The organism is Polynucleobacter sp. MG-Unter2-18, from assembly GCF_018687675.1.
Classification (GTDB): domain Bacteria; phylum Pseudomonadota; class Gammaproteobacteria; order Burkholderiales; family Burkholderiaceae; genus Polynucleobacter.
This window is the reverse complement of record NZ_CP061302.1, coordinates 726,937-744,546: the sequence shown is the minus strand read 5'-3', so window position 1 is coordinate 744,546 and position 17,610 is coordinate 726,937. Positions and strand designations below refer to the sequence as shown.

Here is a 17,610-nt window from a genome sequence, read left to right as displayed (position 1 = left end):
GCCTTACCTGCCCCAAGCTCAAGGCTTAGCGCTAGAAGCAGTTTCCCGCTAGGCAAGTTAGAGAGTGAGAAATTCATCAACATTGATTAAATATAACCTAAATATTATAAATTAGCTAAAACGACGGCCACTCAGATGCTCCCAAGCCCAAATCACATAGCCGGAAATGGAATACACCACAAAGAGGCCGAACAGAGTTAAAGGTGGGTTAGAAGAAATCAGAACGAAGGTCAGGATCATGAGAACCATGACGCCAAAAGGCACGCGATAACGCACATCTAAGGCCTTGCCACTATAAAAGCGGGCATTGGATACCATGGTCAAGCCAGCATAAACCGCTAAGAAGAAAGTGATCCATGGGATAGCGCTGTCGCGTACAGGGATCTTGTTGTCGTCAGCCAGCCAAATAAAGCCAGCAATTAAGGAGCCAGCAGCTGGACTAGGCAAGCCCTGGAAAAACTTCTTATCTACTACGCCAGTATTCACATTGAAGCGCGCTAAACGTAAGGCTGCCCCTGCACAATAAGTAAAGGCAGCTAACCAACCCCACTTACCCAGGTCTTTTAAGGCCCACTCGTAAGCAACCAATGCTGGCGCCACACCAAACGACACCATGTCAGCCAAAGAATCGTATTGCTCACCAAAAGCACTTTGGGTATTAGTCATACGAGCAACGCGACCATCCATGCCATCCAAAACTAAAGATGCAAAGATGGCAATAGCAGCAATCTCAAACTGGTGGTTCATCGCATTGACGATGGCAAAGAAACCGCAGAATAAGGCTGCGGTAGTAAATGCATTGGGAAGCAGGTAAATGCCTTTGCTACGTTTGCGTGGCTTATCTACATGTAATTCTTCGACTTCAAAATCAATCCCATCACCCAAGTCTTCTGCCCACTCATCTTGAGTGCGATCAGTACGAGAGTTTGCTAAGCGACTGCGATCGATACGGCCACGACGGCGAAATGTAGGCAAAGAGTATTCCCAGTTAAAAACGACTTAATTAATCTAAGCCGGGTACGCGAGCTAATGCAGTATTTGTAGCAAAAACTTTATCACCAACACTAACTAAAGGTTCGGCTGTTAAAGGCAAATATACATCGACACGTGAGCCAAAGCGGATAAAGCCATAACGCTCTCCCGCTTTGAGTCTGTCGCCAACATGGATATAGCAAAGAATACGGCGGGCAATGAGGCCGGCAACCTGAACCAGAGTCACGATTTGACCATTGGCGTCAATCACAACGGCATTACGCTCGTTCTCAGTGGATGCTTTATCCAAATCCGCATTAACAAACTTGCCAGGAAAATACTGAATCTCTTTGACAGAACCATTCACCGCACTGCGATTGGAGTGAACATTAAACACGTTCATAAAAACACTAATCTTTAAAGCTTGACGGCCCGCATAAGGATCGTTCGCCTTTTCTACCACGACGATACGACCATCAGCGGGAGACAACACGAGATCACGACCTAGGGCAGCAATACGCTGCGGATCTCGGAAGAACTGCAGAACAAAGATAAAGATAATCCACAAAGGCCATGACCATGCAATGCCACCAAGATAGTGGACTAGCAAAGTAACAGCCCCCACTAATGCCAAATACGGCCAACCTTCTTTCGCAATAATGGGGTGCGGATACATCATCTTTGTTCTGAGCCTTTTTAGTTACTACTATTAGTTTCTTGCTGCTGTTTACTTAGTTCTTAGTCTGATCAACCAACTTATTCTTGGCGATCCAAGGCATCATGGCGCGCAACTTAGCACCAACCACCTCGATGTCATGTTCAGCATTCAAGCGACGACGTGAAATCAAAGTAGGTGCACCTGCTTTGTTTTCCAAGATGAAGCTCTTCGCGTACTCACCAGTCTGAATATCTTTCAAGCACTGACGCATTGCGTTTTTAGTATCTTCTGTCACAACGCGTGGGCCAGTGACGTACTCACCATACTCAGCATTGTTAGAGATGGAATAGTTCATGTTGGCGATACCACCTTCGTAAATCAAGTCAACAATCAACTTAAGCTCATGCAAGCACTCGAAGTAAGCCATCTCAGGAGCGTAACCAGCTTCAACCAAAGTTTCGAAACCAGCTTTAATCAACTCTACTGCGCCACCGCATAGAACAGCCTGCTCACCGAACAAGTCAGTTTCAGTTTCTTCACGGAAGTTGGTTTCGATAATGCCAGCACGACCGCCACCGTTAGCAGTTGCATATGACAAAGCAACATCACGAGCTGAACCTGATTTATCTTGATACACAGCGATCAAATGAGGAACACCGCCGCCTTGAGCGTAAGTACCACGCACAGTGTGGCCTGGTGCTTTAGGAGCAATCATGATCACGTCTAAGTCAGCACGTGGCTGAACTTGACCGTAGTGAACGTTAAAGCCGTGAGCGAATGCCAGTGCAGCGCCCTGCTTAATATTGCCATGGACTTCTTTGCTGTACACATCAGCAATTTGCTCATCAGGTAAAAGCATCATTACTACGTCAGCATCTTTAACTGCTTCGCCAACTTCTTTCACGGTCAAGCCAGCATTTGCAGCCTTGCTCCAAGAAGCGCCATTCTTACGCAAACCAACAGTCACATTGCAACCTGAATCTTTGAGGTTTAATGCGTGTGCGTGACCCTGCGAACCGTAACCAATGATGGTTACCTTTTTGCCTTTAATGAGGGACAAATCGGCGTCTTTATCGTAAAAAACTTTCATGCTCTTTCCTTGTTTTGAAAATGTAGTTAATGCAGTAATTAGTAAAAATTAAACCTTCAGAATGCGTTCACCGCGCCCAATACCAGAACCACCCGAGCGGACTGTTTCCAGAATGGATGCACGATCAATGGAATCAATGAAGGCATCCAATTTGGCGCCATCACCAGTTAATTCAATGGTGTAACTCTTATCAGTCACATCGATGATGCGACCACGGAAAATATCCGTTGTACGTTTCAGCTCTTCACGCTCTTTACCCACTGCGCGCACTTTGATCATCATGAGCTCACGCTCAATATGAGAACCTTCAGTCAAATCAAAAACCTTAACCACTTCAACTAAGCGATTTAAGTGTTTAGTGATTTGTTCAATGACATCCTCAGAGCCAAGAGTGACAATAGTCATGCGCGACAAAGATGGATCTTCTGTTGGTGCAACGCTCAAGGCCTCAATGTTGTAACCACGCGCAGAAAATAAACCAACCACACGAGATAGTGCCCCTGGCTCGTTCTCTATTAATACAGAAATAATATGTCGCATTAGAGATCCTCGCTACCCAAAAGCATTTCAGTAATACCCTTGCCTGCCTGAACCATCGGCCAAACGTTTTCCTCTGGATCTGTCTGGAAATCCATAAATACTGTGCGATCTTTTAAACGGATTGCTTCTTTGAGAGCGCCTTCAACATCAGACTTCTTCTCGATGCGCATTCCTACATGCCCAAAAGCTTCTGCCAGCTTCACGAAGTCTGGCAATGAATCCATATATGAACTGGAATAACGCTTGTTATAAGTCAGCTCCTGCCATTGACGGACCATCCCGAGGTAACGGTTGTTCAATGACACAATCTTCACTGGCGTGTTGTACTGCTTACAAGTGGATAACTCTTGAATACACATCTGGATAGAGCCTTCACCAGTAATGGCAAATACATCTGTATCCGGGAATGCTTTCTTGATACCCATGGCGTAGGGCAAGCCAACACCCATAGTGCCAAGACCGCCGGAATTAATCCAACGACGCGGCTTATCAAACTTGTAGAACTGTGCAGCCCACATTTGATGCTGGCCAACGTCAGAAGTAATGAATGCATCGCCTCCAGTAAGCTCCCACAATTTCTGAACTACATACTGCGGTTTGACGATTTGCGATGCCTCGTCGTACTTCAAACAATCTTTTTTACGCCACTCATTAATCTGCGCCCACCATGCCGCTAATTTGGCGTCGTTCTTACGAGGGCCGGCAGCTTTGAGCTGAGCGGTCATCTCTTGCAATACTTCCTTGAGATTACCAACAATAGGTACATCCACTTTCACCCGCTTCGAAATCACGGATGGATCGATGTCAATATGAATAATCTTGCGTGGGTGACTTGCGAAGTGAGCCGTATTGCCAATCACACGATCGTCAAAACGCGCTCCAACGGCAATCAACACATCGCTGTGTTGCATCGCCATATTGGCTTCATACGTACCGTGCATACCAAGCATGCCCACAAACTGGGGGCTAGTACCTGGAAAACCACCAAGACCCATTAAGGTATTGGTAACGGGATAACCCAACAAGTCAGCAAACTCTTTTAATTCTGGAGCGGCATCAGCCAAGATCACACCACCACCGGTGTAGATGAATGGGCGCTCAGCTTCTTGGAGTAAAGAAACCGCCTTACGAATTTGTCCACTATGGCCCTTAACTACTGGGTTGTATGAACGCATCTCCAATGTTTCTGGGTAGACGAATGGTCCTTTAGCTGCAGATACATCCTTGGGGATATCAATCAATACTGGGCCTGGACGACCTGTCTGCGCAATATGGAAAGCCTTCTTAATTACTAGAGGGAGGTCTTTCACATCTTTTACCAAGAAGTTGTGCTTCACCACTGGGCGAGTAATGCCCACGGTATCAGCCTCTTGGAAAGCATCTTCACCAATCGCATAAGTTGGTACGTTGCCGCTGATGACCACCATCGGAATCGAATCAGTGTAAGCAGTGGCAATTCCGGTAACCGCATTGGTTACTCCAGGGCCTGAAGTGACTAGAGCAACTCCAACCTTACCGGTTGCACGTGCATAACCATCGGCCGCATGAACTGCTGCTTGCTCATGGCGAACAAGAATATGTTCAAACTTGTCCTGCTTGAAAATTTCATCGTAGATAAAGAGAACGGAACCGCCTGGGTAACCCCAAACGTATTCAACACCCTCTTTGTGCAAAGCCTTTACCAACATCTCGGCACCAATCATTTCTGGTGGAGTTGCTGCGGGATTTGTATTTGTTGTGTCTTGATTAGCTTTAGAAGCTAAAAATTCGGCGCTGCTTGTATTCATTATCTTTCGTCCTTTGCAATTTTCGGCAAAAAATTGATTGGTCTGTTCTGTCTCTTGCTTGTGGCCCGAGTTCGAACGGCGCTGCTACCGGAAAAAACCACTTCTTGAATGAGATTCTAGGTAGTAAGCCCTATATTCTATAGCAATCTCCTAAAATGGACGAATTCTCTCTGATTCAGGTCTAATCTACTGAATGGCTTCACCCCAAGAACTTTCTGACTTTCTGAGCAGTGTTGAGCAGCGCGCTTTCAAGCAAGCGGTCTATGCTGTGCGAGATGACGATGCGGCCTTAGACATTGTTCAAGACGCCATGATTAAGCTAGCCGAAAAATATGGTGACCGCCCTGCAGCAGAATTACCCTTGGTTTTCACGAGAATTCTACAAAACCGCATTCATGACTGGTTCAGACGACAAAAGGTTCGTAATACCTGGGTCACCCTGTTCTCGAATATGGGTAAGAAATCCGATGAAAGCGATGATTTTGACCCCCTGGAGTCTCTTTCAGCTCCAGACAATAGTGAAATTCACCAAGATGGTGCATTTAAGCTTGAACGTAGTCAGCTATTACAGGCTTTAGAGTCAGAAATATCAAAATTGCCTGCCCGTCAACGAGAAGCCTTCCTGATGCGTTATTGGGATGAGCTGAGTATTACTGAAACTGCCCTTGCGATGAGTTGTAGCGAGGGAAGCGTCAAAACCCACTGCTCAAGAGCCACTCAGGCTCTAGCTAAAGCATTGAAATTAAAAGGAATTACTCTGTGAACCGCAACGAAGACACTCTCAGCACAACAGAAGCAGATCAATTTGGTCTTACCGCTGCCGCCCTGCTCCGCCAAGGAACTCAATCCTTGCCAGCGGGAATCAAAGATCGTCTGTATGCGGCACGCCTCAAGGCACTTTCTGTGAAAAAACCAGAAAAAGTGCGCATTGAGCAGCATATTTTGGCAACTTCTAGCGGAAACTGGTCTTCTGGCTCACGCTCATTCTGGGATAACGTCGGCTGGGTTGCCCCACTAGTCGTATTGGTGTTTGGTCTTATTGGCATCGCCCAATGGCAGCAAGATTCCCGTATCAACGATATTGCTGAACTTGATGTTGCCCTCTTAACTGATGATGTCCCGCCTGATGCTTATGCTGACAGTGGTTTTTTGGGTTTCCTCAAAAACGGCCCCCTATCAGAGTCTGATCAAGATAGTCTTAGTTCAGCTAAATCTCCATCCTAAGTGACATAGGAAGCTCAGTTAGCGCATGCTTAAGAATCGACGGTCTTTGAGCGCCTCACTCAGCATCAGCATGATGTTGGTAATTGGCGTCCTAGGATCGGTGCCAAGTTCCGACCTATTTGCCCAAACATCGGTAACCGCTCCTGGAAAAACTAGTGCCATCCCAGAGAAAAAACCCGATGGCACTTGGGAAAGTCTTAAACCTGGGCAACAAAAAATCCTAGCTCCATTGGAAGATGATTGGGATTACATGCTCCCAGACAGTCGTAAGAAATGGATGCAAGTTGCTAATCTGTATCCTAAGATGAGTGAGACTGACCAACAGCGACTCCAATCCCGCATGATGGGCTGGTCTAACCTTTCTCAAAAAGACCGCCGCCTAGCTCGAGAAAACTATTTAAGCAGTCTTAAGTTCCCCGCTGAGAAAAAAGCTGAAGCTTGGAGTGCTTATCAAAAGCTGAGCGATGAGCAAAAGAAGAAGCTGGCCCAAGCAGAGATCAATAAGAAAAAACCGACGGCTATGAATGCGCCTACCTTGCAACAGCATCCGATTAAACAACAATCGAACTTAGCACCACCTCCTGCAGCAAGTAGCGCTCCTATCTCAGAGCCTCCTGCAACGAACAACAGCCCCGATAGTGGCTCAAGCAATCCCTAAGCCGTGATCAGTCCCGCTGAATTAGACCTACTCCCTGCCCCACAGTTTTGGCGACGGGTCTCTTGCATTCTGTATGAGCAATTGGTTTTATTAGGCGTCATCGCTCTTACCTTCCTACTTCCCAATTTGGGATTAGGCATTCTGTTTGGCGTATCCCTACCTAGTTGGCTTACTTTTCTGTATCTCTACGCTGTCCTAGGCATTTACTTTATTTGGTATTGGACTAAGTCGGGACAGACGCTAGCGATGCAAACCTGGCGAGTACGCATGATTGGTCCAGGCGGACACAATCTGACTGGCAAGCAAGCGATTTGGCGTTATTTTTTTGGGTCGCTATGGCTACTACCTTGCGTGATTTTGCAGTGGCTGTTCGAACTCCAGAGATGGCAAATTATTGAAATGCTATTTGCGGTCGCTTTATTTCTGTGGCCACTGAGCATTTACTTGGATCGCGTTAATCCTTTGCTACGTCAAAGCCTGCCAGACCGTTTCAGTAGAACGCGCTTAGTAGAATTACCGAAGAACTTAGTTAAGCTAAATTAAGTACATCTAGACTCTCAGTCGAATCAGACCTCACGCAAACATTCCATTGCAGTAGCAGTTTGAATTCTTCTCTGAAAGCGATATCCCGCAAGTAGACAAGCAGTTACCCCAAAGCTGATACCCATCGCCATAGACTGCGCAAATGCATTGAACTCAATCTCCAATACAAATCGACCTAGTGCCCATGCCGCAATTGCGGCAGCGAGTCCAGCTAAAGTTCCCGCGAGTGTTCCAATAATCAGAAGTTCAGCTAATGCTATCTTCCCTAAAAGATAGCGCGACGCACCTACCGCTTTTAATAAGGCTGCACTTCTGAAGCGCTCATCTTGTGTTGCCGCTATCGCAGCCACTAAGACTAAAATCGCTGCCGCAATTGTGAAGGCAAACAAGAGGCCCAATACAGAAGATAGTCGATCCAGCACATCCTGAATTTGTTTTAGCGATGTCCCCACATCCACGATGGTGAGATTGGGATAGGTCTGTGCAAGCTGAAAATCCAGACCTTCAATTGCAGTGCTTTGGTAATACGAGGTAATCCAGGACTGGGGCATCTCTGCGAGCATTGCAGGTGGCATGATGACAAAGAAGTTCACTTTCATCGAACTCCAATCCAACTTACGCAACGAGGTAATGGGTGCAGTGACTTTTTCACCGGCAATCTCAAAGGTCATTTGATCGCCCAGCTTTAACTTCAAAGTCTTTGCTATTCCCGCTTCCAAAGAAACTTGCGGGGCGCTCCCTTCAAGCCACTTTCCAGAAGTAATCCGATTGCCCTCAGGCAACAGCTCGGTATATGAGAGATTAAATTCTCGATCAACTAAGCGACGTGCATTTTCATCAATGTAGTCATTGGGGCCAATAGTTTTTCCATTGACTTCGACCAAGCGCGCACGAACCATAGGGCTAAAGCTCGGCTTTGCTACACTCGCATCTAGTAGTGATCGAGTGATACTAGACTTTTGATCATCCTGAACATTGATCATGAAGCGATTGGGTGCATCGACTGGAATATTGCCCTGCCAGGTAGCCAATAAATCCTGTCGGAGCAACAGCATAAGTAATAAAGCCATCAAAGCAATCCCTAGCGCCGTGATTTGCATCACTGCAAAACCAGAGCGCCGTGCTTGTGCCGTTAGTGCAAAGCGAAGTGCGAAGTGATGATTGCTCAACCTTGAAAAAAGGAGCTTCAGTAAACCTAGGCACGACCAAGAAATTACAGCAAAAAGCACAACGGCCAAACCAAAGCTTGCGGCAACCCAAGAGGCCAGCTTCCAATCTTGAGCTGCCAGCGCAATCAAGACTAGGCAAGTGCTTAAACCAAAGAGTGCGACCCACAGCACTTTGATGTTCACTGAACCCAACTCTTTGCGAATCAGTCGCACCGGTGAAATCATGACCAAACTAAATAAGGGCGGCCCAGCAAAACCGATGAGTAGGCAGGAAGAAAACAAAATACTCCAGACCAAGGGCCAAAGTGAAAGCGCGGGTAAATTAGCAAATATCAAATTACCCAAGATTCCAATCAGCAGCTCTTGAACGCCATAAGCAATCGCGGCACCCATCACAGCGGCCGATATACACAGAGCACCCAGTATCTTGATTTGGTTTAATAGAATCGTCTTTTGGCTTGCACCAAGGCATTTCATGACAGCACAAACATCGGCCTGCTTTAAGACATAACGACGCGCCGACAAAGCAATCGCTACTGCAGCTACCATTGCTGTCAGCAAGGCAACTAAGGCTAAAAAGCGCTCTGCCCGCTCGAGAGTTTTGCGCATGACAGGCTGGGCATTTTCCAAAGTCTCAATACGCAATCCCCTGAGACTTTCGGATGCAATCGATCGTGTTGCCCACTGCTCATAATCAGTAATAGCTGAATCATTACCGGATAGAAGTAGTCGATAAGTCACGCGACTACCCAGACCAATGAGGCCGGTGGCGGGTAAATCGTCCAGTGACATCATGACGCGTGGTGCGAAGTTCATAAAGCCGGCACCTCGATCGAGCTCGCGCTCCAAAATACCGCTAATGAGGAAGGTCTTATCACCCAACAGCATCTGATCGCCAACTTTTGCCTTTAGCGTACTGAGCATTGCGGGATCCACCCAAACTGAACCCACTGGTGGTGTTGCACTCGCCGAAGAAGGTGATGTTTGCAAGGTGCCGCGCAAGGGATAGGTAGAGCTCACAGCCTTAAGGGAAGCTAGCTTACTTTGCGCCCCTACCGTAACCATACTCGGAAAGACAATCGTTTGCGCTGTACTCAGCTGTCGCCCCCGAGCTTCCTGAATAAAGCGCTCAGGCAGAGGCTGATCAGAAACGAGCAGCAAATCGGCAGCAAGAAGCTGGCGTGCATCGAACTGAAAAGCGCGCTGCATGCGGTCGGCTAAAAAACTCACGCTGGATAAAGCAGCTACAGAGAGCGTCAATGCGACCAATAGAGCTACCAACTCGCTAGATCGAAGATCTCTCTGAATAGCCCGTAAAAAAGTTGTTAGCACTGATTTAGATTGCCTGAATCTGGCCGCCATCCACACGAATCACTGAACCGGTAATGTAGGAAGCATTTTGACTGGCCAGAAACGCCGCAGTATCTCCATACTCTTGCGGATCACCATAACGACCCATCGGGATCTGGTTTTGACTAGCTTTAACCACGGATTCATAGCTCACATTTTCACGTTGGGCACGTGCTTCATCAAGCTGACGCAAACGATCTGTTGCCACACGACCCGGCATGATCACATTCACGGTAATTCCATCGGACGCTACTTCTGCTGCCAAGGTTTTAGACCAAGCCAGTAATGCCGCACGCAAGGTGTTGGAGATTGCAAGATTCTTAATGGGAGCAATGGCACCTGAAGTGGTGCTCGTAATAATACGACCCCATTGACGTTGACGCATTCCTGGTAGAACTCGATCAGTGATGCTGATGAGTGAAAGAACCATGTCATTAAAACTCTTTTGCCACAAAGCAGGATCTTGCCCTACCGCCAATGTCGGAGGAGGTCCGCCAGTATTGTTTATCAAGATATCAATCGGACCTAGCTCTTTTTCTACCTTACTAACCAAGCTATCAATCAAGGATGAATCAGAAAGATCCCAGCTCAGAGCTAAAGCTGTTCCACCGGCGGCTTCAATCATTTCAACTGACTTTTTTAATCCCTCGGGACTGCGACCAGTCACCGCTACCTTGACACCCTCACGTGCCAAGGAAACAGCCATCGCCTGCCCTAAACCTCGGCTAGATGCCATCACTAAAGCAACTTTACCTTTGAGCCCTAAATCCATGTCTTCTCCAATATTGTTATCTGTACTGTCATTCTAGAATGCTTACTGCCCTAAAGGTGGAGGCAGATTGCCAGCGTACTTATAAAGCGCCACCTCATACTCTTTCAAAATTTGCGCCAAAGCTTCCTGCTGGCCTTTCACCAATGCCTGAGGAGTGTTGTCTTTAAGTACAACTCTCTTGGTATAGCGATTTTTACCAATTACTGGATTACGCTTTTGAGGGTCAGTTGCGGTAAGGAAAAATTCTACCGTTACAACAGCTTCTGGACGAACTCGGTAATCACCATAAAACTCTTCTATAGATGTCTGCAAGCTGTAATACGGAAAGAAGCTATTGCCCTGACCTACGGTCATAGAGAAGATCTGAGCATTGTTCAACCATTGGCGTGTCGCATTACCGACCATCTCATTTGGTAACGCAGAGTACGTATTATAAAAATCCTTTTCATAGCGCTGATCACCTAAGCGATAAACCAAAGACCTGCCATCAAAAGGTGGCGTTGTTGATACTGAACCCATCTTGAGCCACAAATCACTACGGGGCTTATAAGGGGTACCAGTACGCTCCGGTGCAACCATCCAAGTACTAGTCTCTAATGCTGGTCTTTTGGGTAATGAGCATGCACTTAATGCAGCCGCTATGAATACCAAGGAGGCAAACTGAATGAAACTTAAGTTATTGGTCATCTGAATTTTCATTTTTGAACTCCATTCATTGGAGGCGTAATACGTGCAGGTGGCTCACCCCAAATCAGAGTAGACGGCGATTGACTTGCGACCCGAGTAAATTCATTTAACTGCTCACTGGCCTGACGAAGGTTCTCCAAGGTCGCAGTAGTGTCACCCTGAACACTGGTGATGGTCTGACGTAAAGAAACCATGGTGGCAACTAATTCACGCATCAGAATATTGAGCTGATCTTTGTCCGTGACTTTAGCAATTCGATCCAATAAGACATTGAGATCTTGAACCGAATTGATTAGGCCCGAGTTATTTTTACCGTCGCCAGCCATCAATTGATTTAGATTACCCAATAAAGCATCAAACTTCTTCTGCGTTCCCTCAACATCCAGACCGTTAAGAGAGCTAATCATCTTTTGAATGCCTGAAATGATTTCATCTGCCTGATTGGGCATTGATGGCACTACTGGATATTCTGGCTGCCATGAGTATTTCAGAGTGAAATTCTGATCCGACTTAGGATAAAAATCCAGCTCCACATAATTGACGCCAGTGATACCCATCGACCGAATGCGCGCACGCAAGTTATCTTTAATGAATGATTCTAGGTGGCTCTTCTCTAAAGAGTCGCCATAAATCTGCATTCTCACAACAACATACTCTTGCTTCTGAATCATCGGAACTTGTTTCTCATACAAGTCACCCGATAAAGCAATTAATGTCACCTGTCCAATCTTGACACCCCGAAAGCGTACCGCAGCTCCAGCATCCAAACCGGTCACCGATTGCTTGACATAGGTTTCAACCATGAATGATTTTTTAAAAAACTGACCTGAGCCAAAGATCAAGATGATAGTAAGCAATGCACCGATTGCCGCGAGAACAAAAATTCCTAAACGGAAATAATTAGGATTGGAGTTATTACTCATGCTGCGTCCTTGCTCATGATGCGATTAAAAAATTGATGTACTCGAGGGTCTTTGCTGCTATCCCTTAATACTTTTGGATCACCCTCGGCAATAATGCCTTTGGCATCCTTATCCAACATAATGACTTTGTCGGCAATAGAATAAATACTTGCTAGCTCGTGAGAGACGATCACAAAAGTAAATCCTAAGTTTTTTGAGAGGTCTAATATCGTGCTATCCAGATCAGCTGACGTAATCGGATCAAGGCCTGCTGAAGGCTCATCTAAGAAGAGTATTTTAGGATCTAAAGCCATCGCACGTGCGATCGCAGCCCGCTTTTGCATTCCACCGCTAATCTCGCTAGGCATATACGCTTCATATGGAAGTAAGCCTACCAAATCAAGCTTACATCTGGCCAATAAATTCATCTGATCTCTAGTTAGCTCGGTGTACTCTTCCATAAAGAGTGTCACGTTATCTAGCAAATTCATGGAGCCAAATAAAGCACCTTGTTGATACATAACCCCAAAGCTCGTCATAATTTTTTGGCGCTCAGCACCTTGAGCGCGAGTGATATTTTGACCCTCTACCAACACATCCCCAGCAAGCGGTTGATATAAGCCGAATAAATTCTTTAAGAGGCTCGATTTACCACAACCTGATCCACCCAAAATTACAAAGATCTCGCCGCTCTCGACGGAGAAATTCAGGTTCTGTAACAGCACTTTTGAGCCATATCCCACAGTGAGGTTTTGCACATCAAGTGCTTTGCCTAGTGCATCCATCAGAAACCTGTCCTGTAAGAAATGTAAGCAAAGACGCCGTCTACCAACACAATCATGACAATACTGCTGACCACTGCTCGAGTTGCAGAGATGCCTACTGCCGCCGCACCGGTACCAGTTTGCATGCCCCGCAAACAACCCATTGAAGAGACAACCACACCGAAGAGAGTAGCCTTTACAAGACCAGATAAAACATCCTCAACACCGACAGCAGTTAACATGCCGTTGTAGAAATTAATAAAGGGAATGCCATAAATTTGCATCGTCAGCATGGAAGCAAAAATACTGACGATATCGGCAAACAGGGTCAATATTGGCGCTACCAATATTCCTGCCAGCACTCTTGGTACCACTAGAAAGCGGATCGGGCTTAAGCCGCCAGTAACCAATGCATCAACTTCACTGTTCACGGTCATCGTACCAATCTCAGCTGCAAATGCTGCTGATGAGCGGCCGGCGAGTAGGATCGCAGTAATCAGCGGGCCCATCTCTCTCACAATACCTAGCGCAGCGAGTGGTCCAACGAATGAAACAGCGCCAAATTGCTGCATACCAATCGCAGCTTGAAAGGACAGAATGACACCAATCAAAAAAGCAACTAGACCAACGATAGGCAATGCAGAGATGCCCGCCTCTACAGCAGCATTCACAAAGTCACCCCAGCGAACTTGCCTGATATTTCGTATTGACCATACTAAATCTGCCGATAGATGGCCAGTAAATGTTATTAAGCTGCGCGCATCATCAATCAAATTCTGCGCAGCCATACCAGTACTGACGACAAAACTTCTTTTTTGTTTTTCGGCAGGTACTGGGAATAAGTTATTAATCGGATCGAATTCACGTAAAAGCGGCTGATATTTAGGATCTAAACCTTGAATATCAAACTGTCCCCCCGCTTTGTTCTGCGCCTCTTGCACATCAATCAAAAATGCAAACGCCGATCCATCCAGAGATCTGACTTTCGATGCGTCAAAAATCAGTGAGTGCACCTTTGTACTACCCTGCTCTAACCACTGATTTTGTTTTTTCCGAACATCACTCCACACTCCAGCCAAGGAATACACATTGACTGCACCACTCAATCTGACCTCAGCATGAGCTACATCCACTTGCGACCAAACTGCCACCGGAGTGAGTGAATTTAAAGAATTAGGGTCCAAAATGCTCATAGGCAAACTATAAGGGATCTATATGAAACCACTCTGAAATGCTTAAAAAAGAAAAAGGGCCCAGTTTTTCAACTAGGCCCTGTAAGGCTTGGTGCGGCTGGCAGGAATTGAACCCACGACCCCTTGGTTCGTAGCCAAGTACTCTATCCAGCTGAGCTACAGCCGCAACAGCCATAATTATGCCATGGAAGAGAAGAACTACATCACACCTGCTGGTCACGAACGTATCAAAAGTGAGCTTTTACAGCTCCTAAACCTTGATCGGCCAGAGGTTGTCAGGGTTGTTCACTGGGCTGCCTCCAATGGCGACCGCTCCGAGAATGGCGACTACATTTATGGAAAAAAACGACTTCGGGAGATAGATCGCCGGATTCGCTTCCTCAATCAGCGCCTTGAATTTGCTGTAGTAGTCGATAACCAGGCCCGAAAATCGGGTGAAGCAGATGCTGATCAGGTCTTTTTTGGAGCTACCGTGACTTATGAAAACTTGGAAGGCATCGATGCTGGCAAAAAGACAAGCATTACGATTGTCGGTGTCGATGAGGTGAATTTAGATCTAGGTCACGTCAGTTGGATATCACCCATAGCCAAAGCCTTAATCAAGTCGCGCCTAGGTGATTGCGTCAAAATTCAGACACCAACTGGCCCAACTGAGATTGAAATCTTGGACATTCAGTATCGATAATGAATTTAAAGGGTCTAGCTCACCCGAACGCGGGTCACGCGCATCACATCATGATTTGCACGCAAACTACGCATGACTTTAGAGAGATGCAGGCGGTCTGAAACTTGAATAGTGAAACGAATAGTGACGGCATCTTCTTTGTAGCGATCATCCATCGATACATTCATGATGTTGGAATCTGCAGCAGTCACACTGCTTGCCACTCTGGCTAATACGCCTTTGCCCTGGCGTGTATCAATTGCAAGGTCAACCTCAAACTCCCGATTAACCTCCTTACCCCACTCGACCTCTACCCACTTATCACTGTCCTTAGAAAGCATTCTGAGGGCTATTTGGCAGTCATTGGTATGTACCTGCAAACCCTCGCCTTTACCAAGATAGCCAATAATGCTGTCTCCTGGAATGGGGTGACAACAGGTTTGAAAGTGAATCGAATTTCCCTCACGACCATCAACTAAGATAGCCTGACGCTGATGGTGGTGGGAAGCTATCTCTTGTTGAGGTGATACCCAATCTGCCGCGCCCAAGCGCATTTGATCAGAGCCGCCTTCATCATCTATCAAAATATTTAAGCGAATTGCCAACTCTTGAGAGGATCTGCGGCCCAAAGCAATATTGACGCAAGCTTCTTCTCGCGTTTTATCGCCAGTCCAGTGCAGTAACTTTTCCCAAAGCTCTGGTGAGAGAAGTCCAGCGTCCACTCCCTGCTGACGTAATGCGCTAGCCAAAAGACGTTCGCCTAACTGTAAAGACTCGGCATAGTGCTTGGTCTTGAGTGAATGACGAATCGAGGCGCGGGCCTTACCCGTTCTCACAAATGCTAGCCATCCTGGATTAGGCTGAGAGTTGGCAGAGGTCACCACCTCCACAATGTCGCTGTTCTTTAACTCGCTACGTAAAGGTAACTGCATGCCGTTAATCTTGACTGCTACGCAGGTATTACCTACATCACTATGGATGGAGTAAGCAAAATCAAGAGCAGTAGCGCCACGTGGCAAGGCCCTAATCTGCCCTTTCGGAGTAAAGACATAAACCGCATCTGGGAACAGATCGATTTTGACGTGCTCCAAGAATTCTTGAGAATCGCCACTGCTATCTTGAATATCAATTAAGGATTGAAGCCATTGATGTGCACGGTTTTGCACTTCACTCATATCAGGGCCACCATCTTTATAGGCCCAATGCGCAGCAACCCCAGCTTCCGCAACTGCATGCATATCACCAGTACGTATCTGAAACTCTACCGGCACCCCTGATGGCCCTAGTAGCGTTGTATGCAAAGACTGATACCCATTGAGTTTAGGAATAGCAATGTAATCCTTAAACTTTCCAGGCATCGGCTTATAGAGTGCGTGCAAAAGACCGAGCGCACGATAGCACTCGTCAATTGAATGGACTGTCACTCTAAATGCATATACGTCGAGTACCTGAGAAAAGCTCAAATGTTTGTTACGCATTTTGTTGTAGATGCTAAAAAGGGTTTTTTCTCGGCCCTGCAGATCTACCTCGAGATTGGCTTTTGCAAATGCCATCCGAGCATTCTGCAAAATCTTCTCTACCATCTCTTTACGATTTCCACGCGCCCGCTTTACAGCGCCTTCAATCACCCTAAAGCGCATGGGCATAGAGTAACGGAAACTCAAGTCCTGCAGGTCGCGATAAATAATATTTAGACCAAGACGGTGTGCAATCGGGGCATAAATCTCAATCGTTTCAGCGGCTACCCGGCGACGCTTTTCCATTGGGACGGCATCGAGTGTGCGCATATTGTGAGTGCGGTCAGCAAGCTTCACCAAAATCACCCGGACATCGCGCGCCATTGCCATAAACATCTTGCGAAAGCTTTCGGCTTGCGCTTCTGCATGACTTTGAAATTCCAACTTATCGAGCTTAGTTAAACCCTCTACGAGTTCAGCTACTTTGCTACCAAACTTACCCACTAGGTCTGCTTGAGTACAACCCGTATCCTCAATCACATCATGCATTAAAGCTGCCATGATGGAAGACGCGTCTAAGCGCCAAGTAGCGCAAAGCTCAGCAACTGCTACCGGATGAGTAATGTAAGGTTCGCCACTATGGCGGTATTGCCCAAGGTGGGCCGCATCAGCAAAATGAAAGGCTTGCTTAATGAGGGTAACTTCATCAGGCTTGAGATAGCCCAATTTAGAAATCAGTCCATCAATTGAAACAACTTGGTGCTTTAAGGGTAATGCAGGCGCAGAGGTTGGGCCAAATAGGTGTCGACTCGACTGAGCCAACAGAGTTGCAATGATGGAAGACTTATCGCTGTTAGCGATCTCTCTAGGCGAGATCTGGCCTTTGAGTTCCGATGTGTTTGGGTCGCCTAAGGGGAGCTCCACAACGGAACTCCGGAATTACAAAGGTACTTTGGTCAACATGTCACGGTCGGTTAGTCCAGCAGCAACTTCGCGCAACGCAACTACGGTTGCTTTATCTCTGGACTCAACACGTGGGGAGTGACCTTGAACTAATTGACGTGCGCGATAAGTCGCAGCCAATACCAGCTCAAAACGATTGGGGATAGTTTTTAGACAATCTTCTACAGTAATACGGGCCATGCTGGACTCACTTCAATTTAGCTTTAATACCCATAGG

General features: G+C 46.6%; 18 protein-coding genes and 1 tRNA gene. 5 read left to right on the top strand and 14 right to left on the bottom strand.

Features of this window, described 5'->3' with window-relative positions:
* Positions 1-111 precede the first annotated feature (111 nt).
* From pssA to C2759_RS03925, 5 genes are read right to left on the bottom strand one after another with little or no spacing between them, the layout of a single operon-like run.
* Positions 112-975 carry a CDP-diacylglycerol--serine O-phosphatidyltransferase gene (gene pssA, locus C2759_RS03945; protein WP_046329935.1) on the bottom strand — a complete coding sequence of 288 codons (864 nt, stop codon included), beginning with the start codon at positions 973-975 and terminating at the stop codon, positions 112-114.
* A gap of 28 nt (positions 976-1,003) precedes the next feature.
* The gene (locus tag C2759_RS03940) at positions 1,004-1,651 is read right to left on the bottom strand and encodes a phosphatidylserine decarboxylase (protein ID WP_215356370.1); all 648 of its coding nucleotides are present in this window, start codon (positions 1,649-1,651) and stop codon (positions 1,004-1,006) included.
* A gap of 52 nt (positions 1,652-1,703) precedes the next feature.
* On the bottom strand, positions 1,704-2,720 hold the full coding sequence (ilvC, locus tag C2759_RS03935; RefSeq protein WP_215356369.1) for a ketol-acid reductoisomerase: 1,017 nt from the start codon (positions 2,718-2,720) through the stop codon (positions 1,704-1,706).
* Positions 2,721-2,768: 48 nt separating this feature from the next.
* Positions 2,769-3,260 carry an acetolactate synthase small subunit gene (ilvN, locus tag C2759_RS03930; RefSeq protein WP_215356368.1) on the bottom strand — a complete coding sequence of 164 codons (492 nt, stop codon included), beginning with the start codon at positions 3,258-3,260 and terminating at the stop codon, positions 2,769-2,771.
* Positions 3,260-5,047: an acetolactate synthase 3 catalytic subunit gene (locus tag C2759_RS03925; RefSeq protein WP_215356367.1), complete on the bottom strand. Its 1,788-nt coding sequence runs from the start codon at positions 5,045-5,047 to the stop codon at positions 3,260-3,262. The genes ilvN and C2759_RS03925 overlap by 1 nt, the downstream gene beginning before the upstream one ends.
* Before the next feature lie 193 nt (positions 5,048-5,240).
* Here C2759_RS03925 and C2759_RS03920 point away from each other — a divergent pair, with 193 nt between their 5' ends.
* The 4 genes from C2759_RS03920 to C2759_RS03905 are packed head-to-tail and all read left to right on the top strand — an operon-like array spanning position 5,241 to position 7,472.
* Positions 5,241-5,810 carry an RNA polymerase sigma factor gene (locus C2759_RS03920; protein ID WP_215356366.1) on the top strand — a complete coding sequence of 190 codons (570 nt, stop codon included), beginning with the start codon at positions 5,241-5,243 and terminating at the stop codon, positions 5,808-5,810.
* On the top strand, positions 5,807-6,271 hold the full coding sequence (locus C2759_RS03915) for a DUF3619 family protein (protein WP_215356365.1): 465 nt from the start codon (positions 5,807-5,809) through the stop codon (positions 6,269-6,271). Before C2759_RS03920 ends, C2759_RS03915 begins: the two co-directional genes overlap by 4 nt.
* Positions 6,272-6,317: 46 nt before the next feature.
* Complete coding sequence (locus tag C2759_RS03910) at positions 6,318-6,929, top strand: DUF3106 domain-containing protein (RefSeq protein ID WP_251367023.1); 612 nt, start codon at positions 6,318-6,320, stop codon at positions 6,927-6,929.
* 3 nt (positions 6,930-6,932) lie between these two features.
* Entirely contained in the window at positions 6,933-7,472 is a 540-nt protein-coding gene (locus C2759_RS03905; RefSeq protein ID WP_251367022.1) for an RDD family protein, read from the top strand.
* Between the two features lie 23 nt (positions 7,473-7,495).
* Here C2759_RS03905 and C2759_RS03900 read toward each other — a convergent pair whose 3' ends face one another.
* The 7 genes from C2759_RS03900 to C2759_RS03870 all read right to left on the bottom strand — a co-directional run bounded on the left by C2759_RS03900 (position 7,496) and on the right by C2759_RS03870 (position 14,475).
* Positions 7,496-9,973 carry an ABC transporter permease gene (locus C2759_RS03900; RefSeq protein ID WP_251367021.1) on the bottom strand — a complete coding sequence of 826 codons (2,478 nt, stop codon included), beginning with the start codon at positions 9,971-9,973 and terminating at the stop codon, positions 7,496-7,498.
* A 4-nt stretch (positions 9,974-9,977) separates the two neighbouring features.
* Positions 9,978-10,763: an SDR family oxidoreductase gene (locus C2759_RS03895; protein WP_215356362.1), complete on the bottom strand. Its 786-nt coding sequence runs from the start codon at positions 10,761-10,763 to the stop codon at positions 9,978-9,980.
* A 42-nt stretch (positions 10,764-10,805) separates the two neighbouring features.
* Complete coding sequence (locus C2759_RS03890; protein ID WP_251367020.1) at positions 10,806-11,462, bottom strand: membrane integrity-associated transporter subunit PqiC; 657 nt, start codon at positions 11,460-11,462, stop codon at positions 10,806-10,808.
* Complete coding sequence (locus C2759_RS03885; RefSeq protein WP_215356361.1) at positions 11,459-12,373, bottom strand: MlaD family protein; 915 nt, start codon at positions 12,371-12,373, stop codon at positions 11,459-11,461. Before C2759_RS03885 ends, C2759_RS03890 begins: the two co-directional genes overlap by 4 nt.
* On the bottom strand, positions 12,370-13,137 hold the full coding sequence (locus tag C2759_RS03880) for an ABC transporter ATP-binding protein (protein ID WP_215356360.1): 768 nt from the start codon (positions 13,135-13,137) through the stop codon (positions 12,370-12,372). Before C2759_RS03880 ends, C2759_RS03885 begins: the two co-directional genes overlap by 4 nt.
* Positions 13,137-14,309: an ABC transporter permease gene (locus C2759_RS03875; RefSeq protein WP_215356359.1), complete on the bottom strand. Its 1,173-nt coding sequence runs from the start codon at positions 14,307-14,309 to the stop codon at positions 13,137-13,139. The genes C2759_RS03880 and C2759_RS03875 overlap by 1 nt, the downstream gene beginning before the upstream one ends.
* Positions 14,310-14,398: 89 nt before the next feature.
* Positions 14,399-14,475 (bottom strand) — tRNA-Arg (locus tag C2759_RS03870).
* An 18-nt stretch (positions 14,476-14,493) separates the two neighbouring features.
* Here C2759_RS03870 and greB point away from each other — a divergent pair.
* The gene (gene greB / locus C2759_RS03865; RefSeq protein ID WP_215356358.1) at positions 14,494-14,994 is read left to right on the top strand and encodes a transcription elongation factor GreB; all 501 of its coding nucleotides are present in this window, start codon (positions 14,494-14,496) and stop codon (positions 14,992-14,994) included.
* Between the two features lie 14 nt (positions 14,995-15,008).
* Here the strand turns inward: greB and C2759_RS03860 are convergent, their stop codons facing one another.
* Together C2759_RS03860 and rpoZ are read right to left on the bottom strand one after the other, a co-directional pair.
* A complete protein-coding gene (locus C2759_RS03860; RefSeq protein WP_251367047.1) occupies positions 15,009-17,306 on the bottom strand; it encodes a bifunctional (p)ppGpp synthetase/guanosine-3',5'-bis(diphosphate) 3'-pyrophosphohydrolase in 2,298 nt (765 codons plus the stop codon).
* 63 nt (positions 17,307-17,369) lie between these two features.
* Positions 17,370-17,573: a DNA-directed RNA polymerase subunit omega gene (gene rpoZ / locus C2759_RS03855; protein WP_215356356.1), complete on the bottom strand. Its 204-nt coding sequence runs from the start codon at positions 17,571-17,573 to the stop codon at positions 17,370-17,372.
* Between the last annotated feature and the right edge of the window lie 37 nt (positions 17,574-17,610).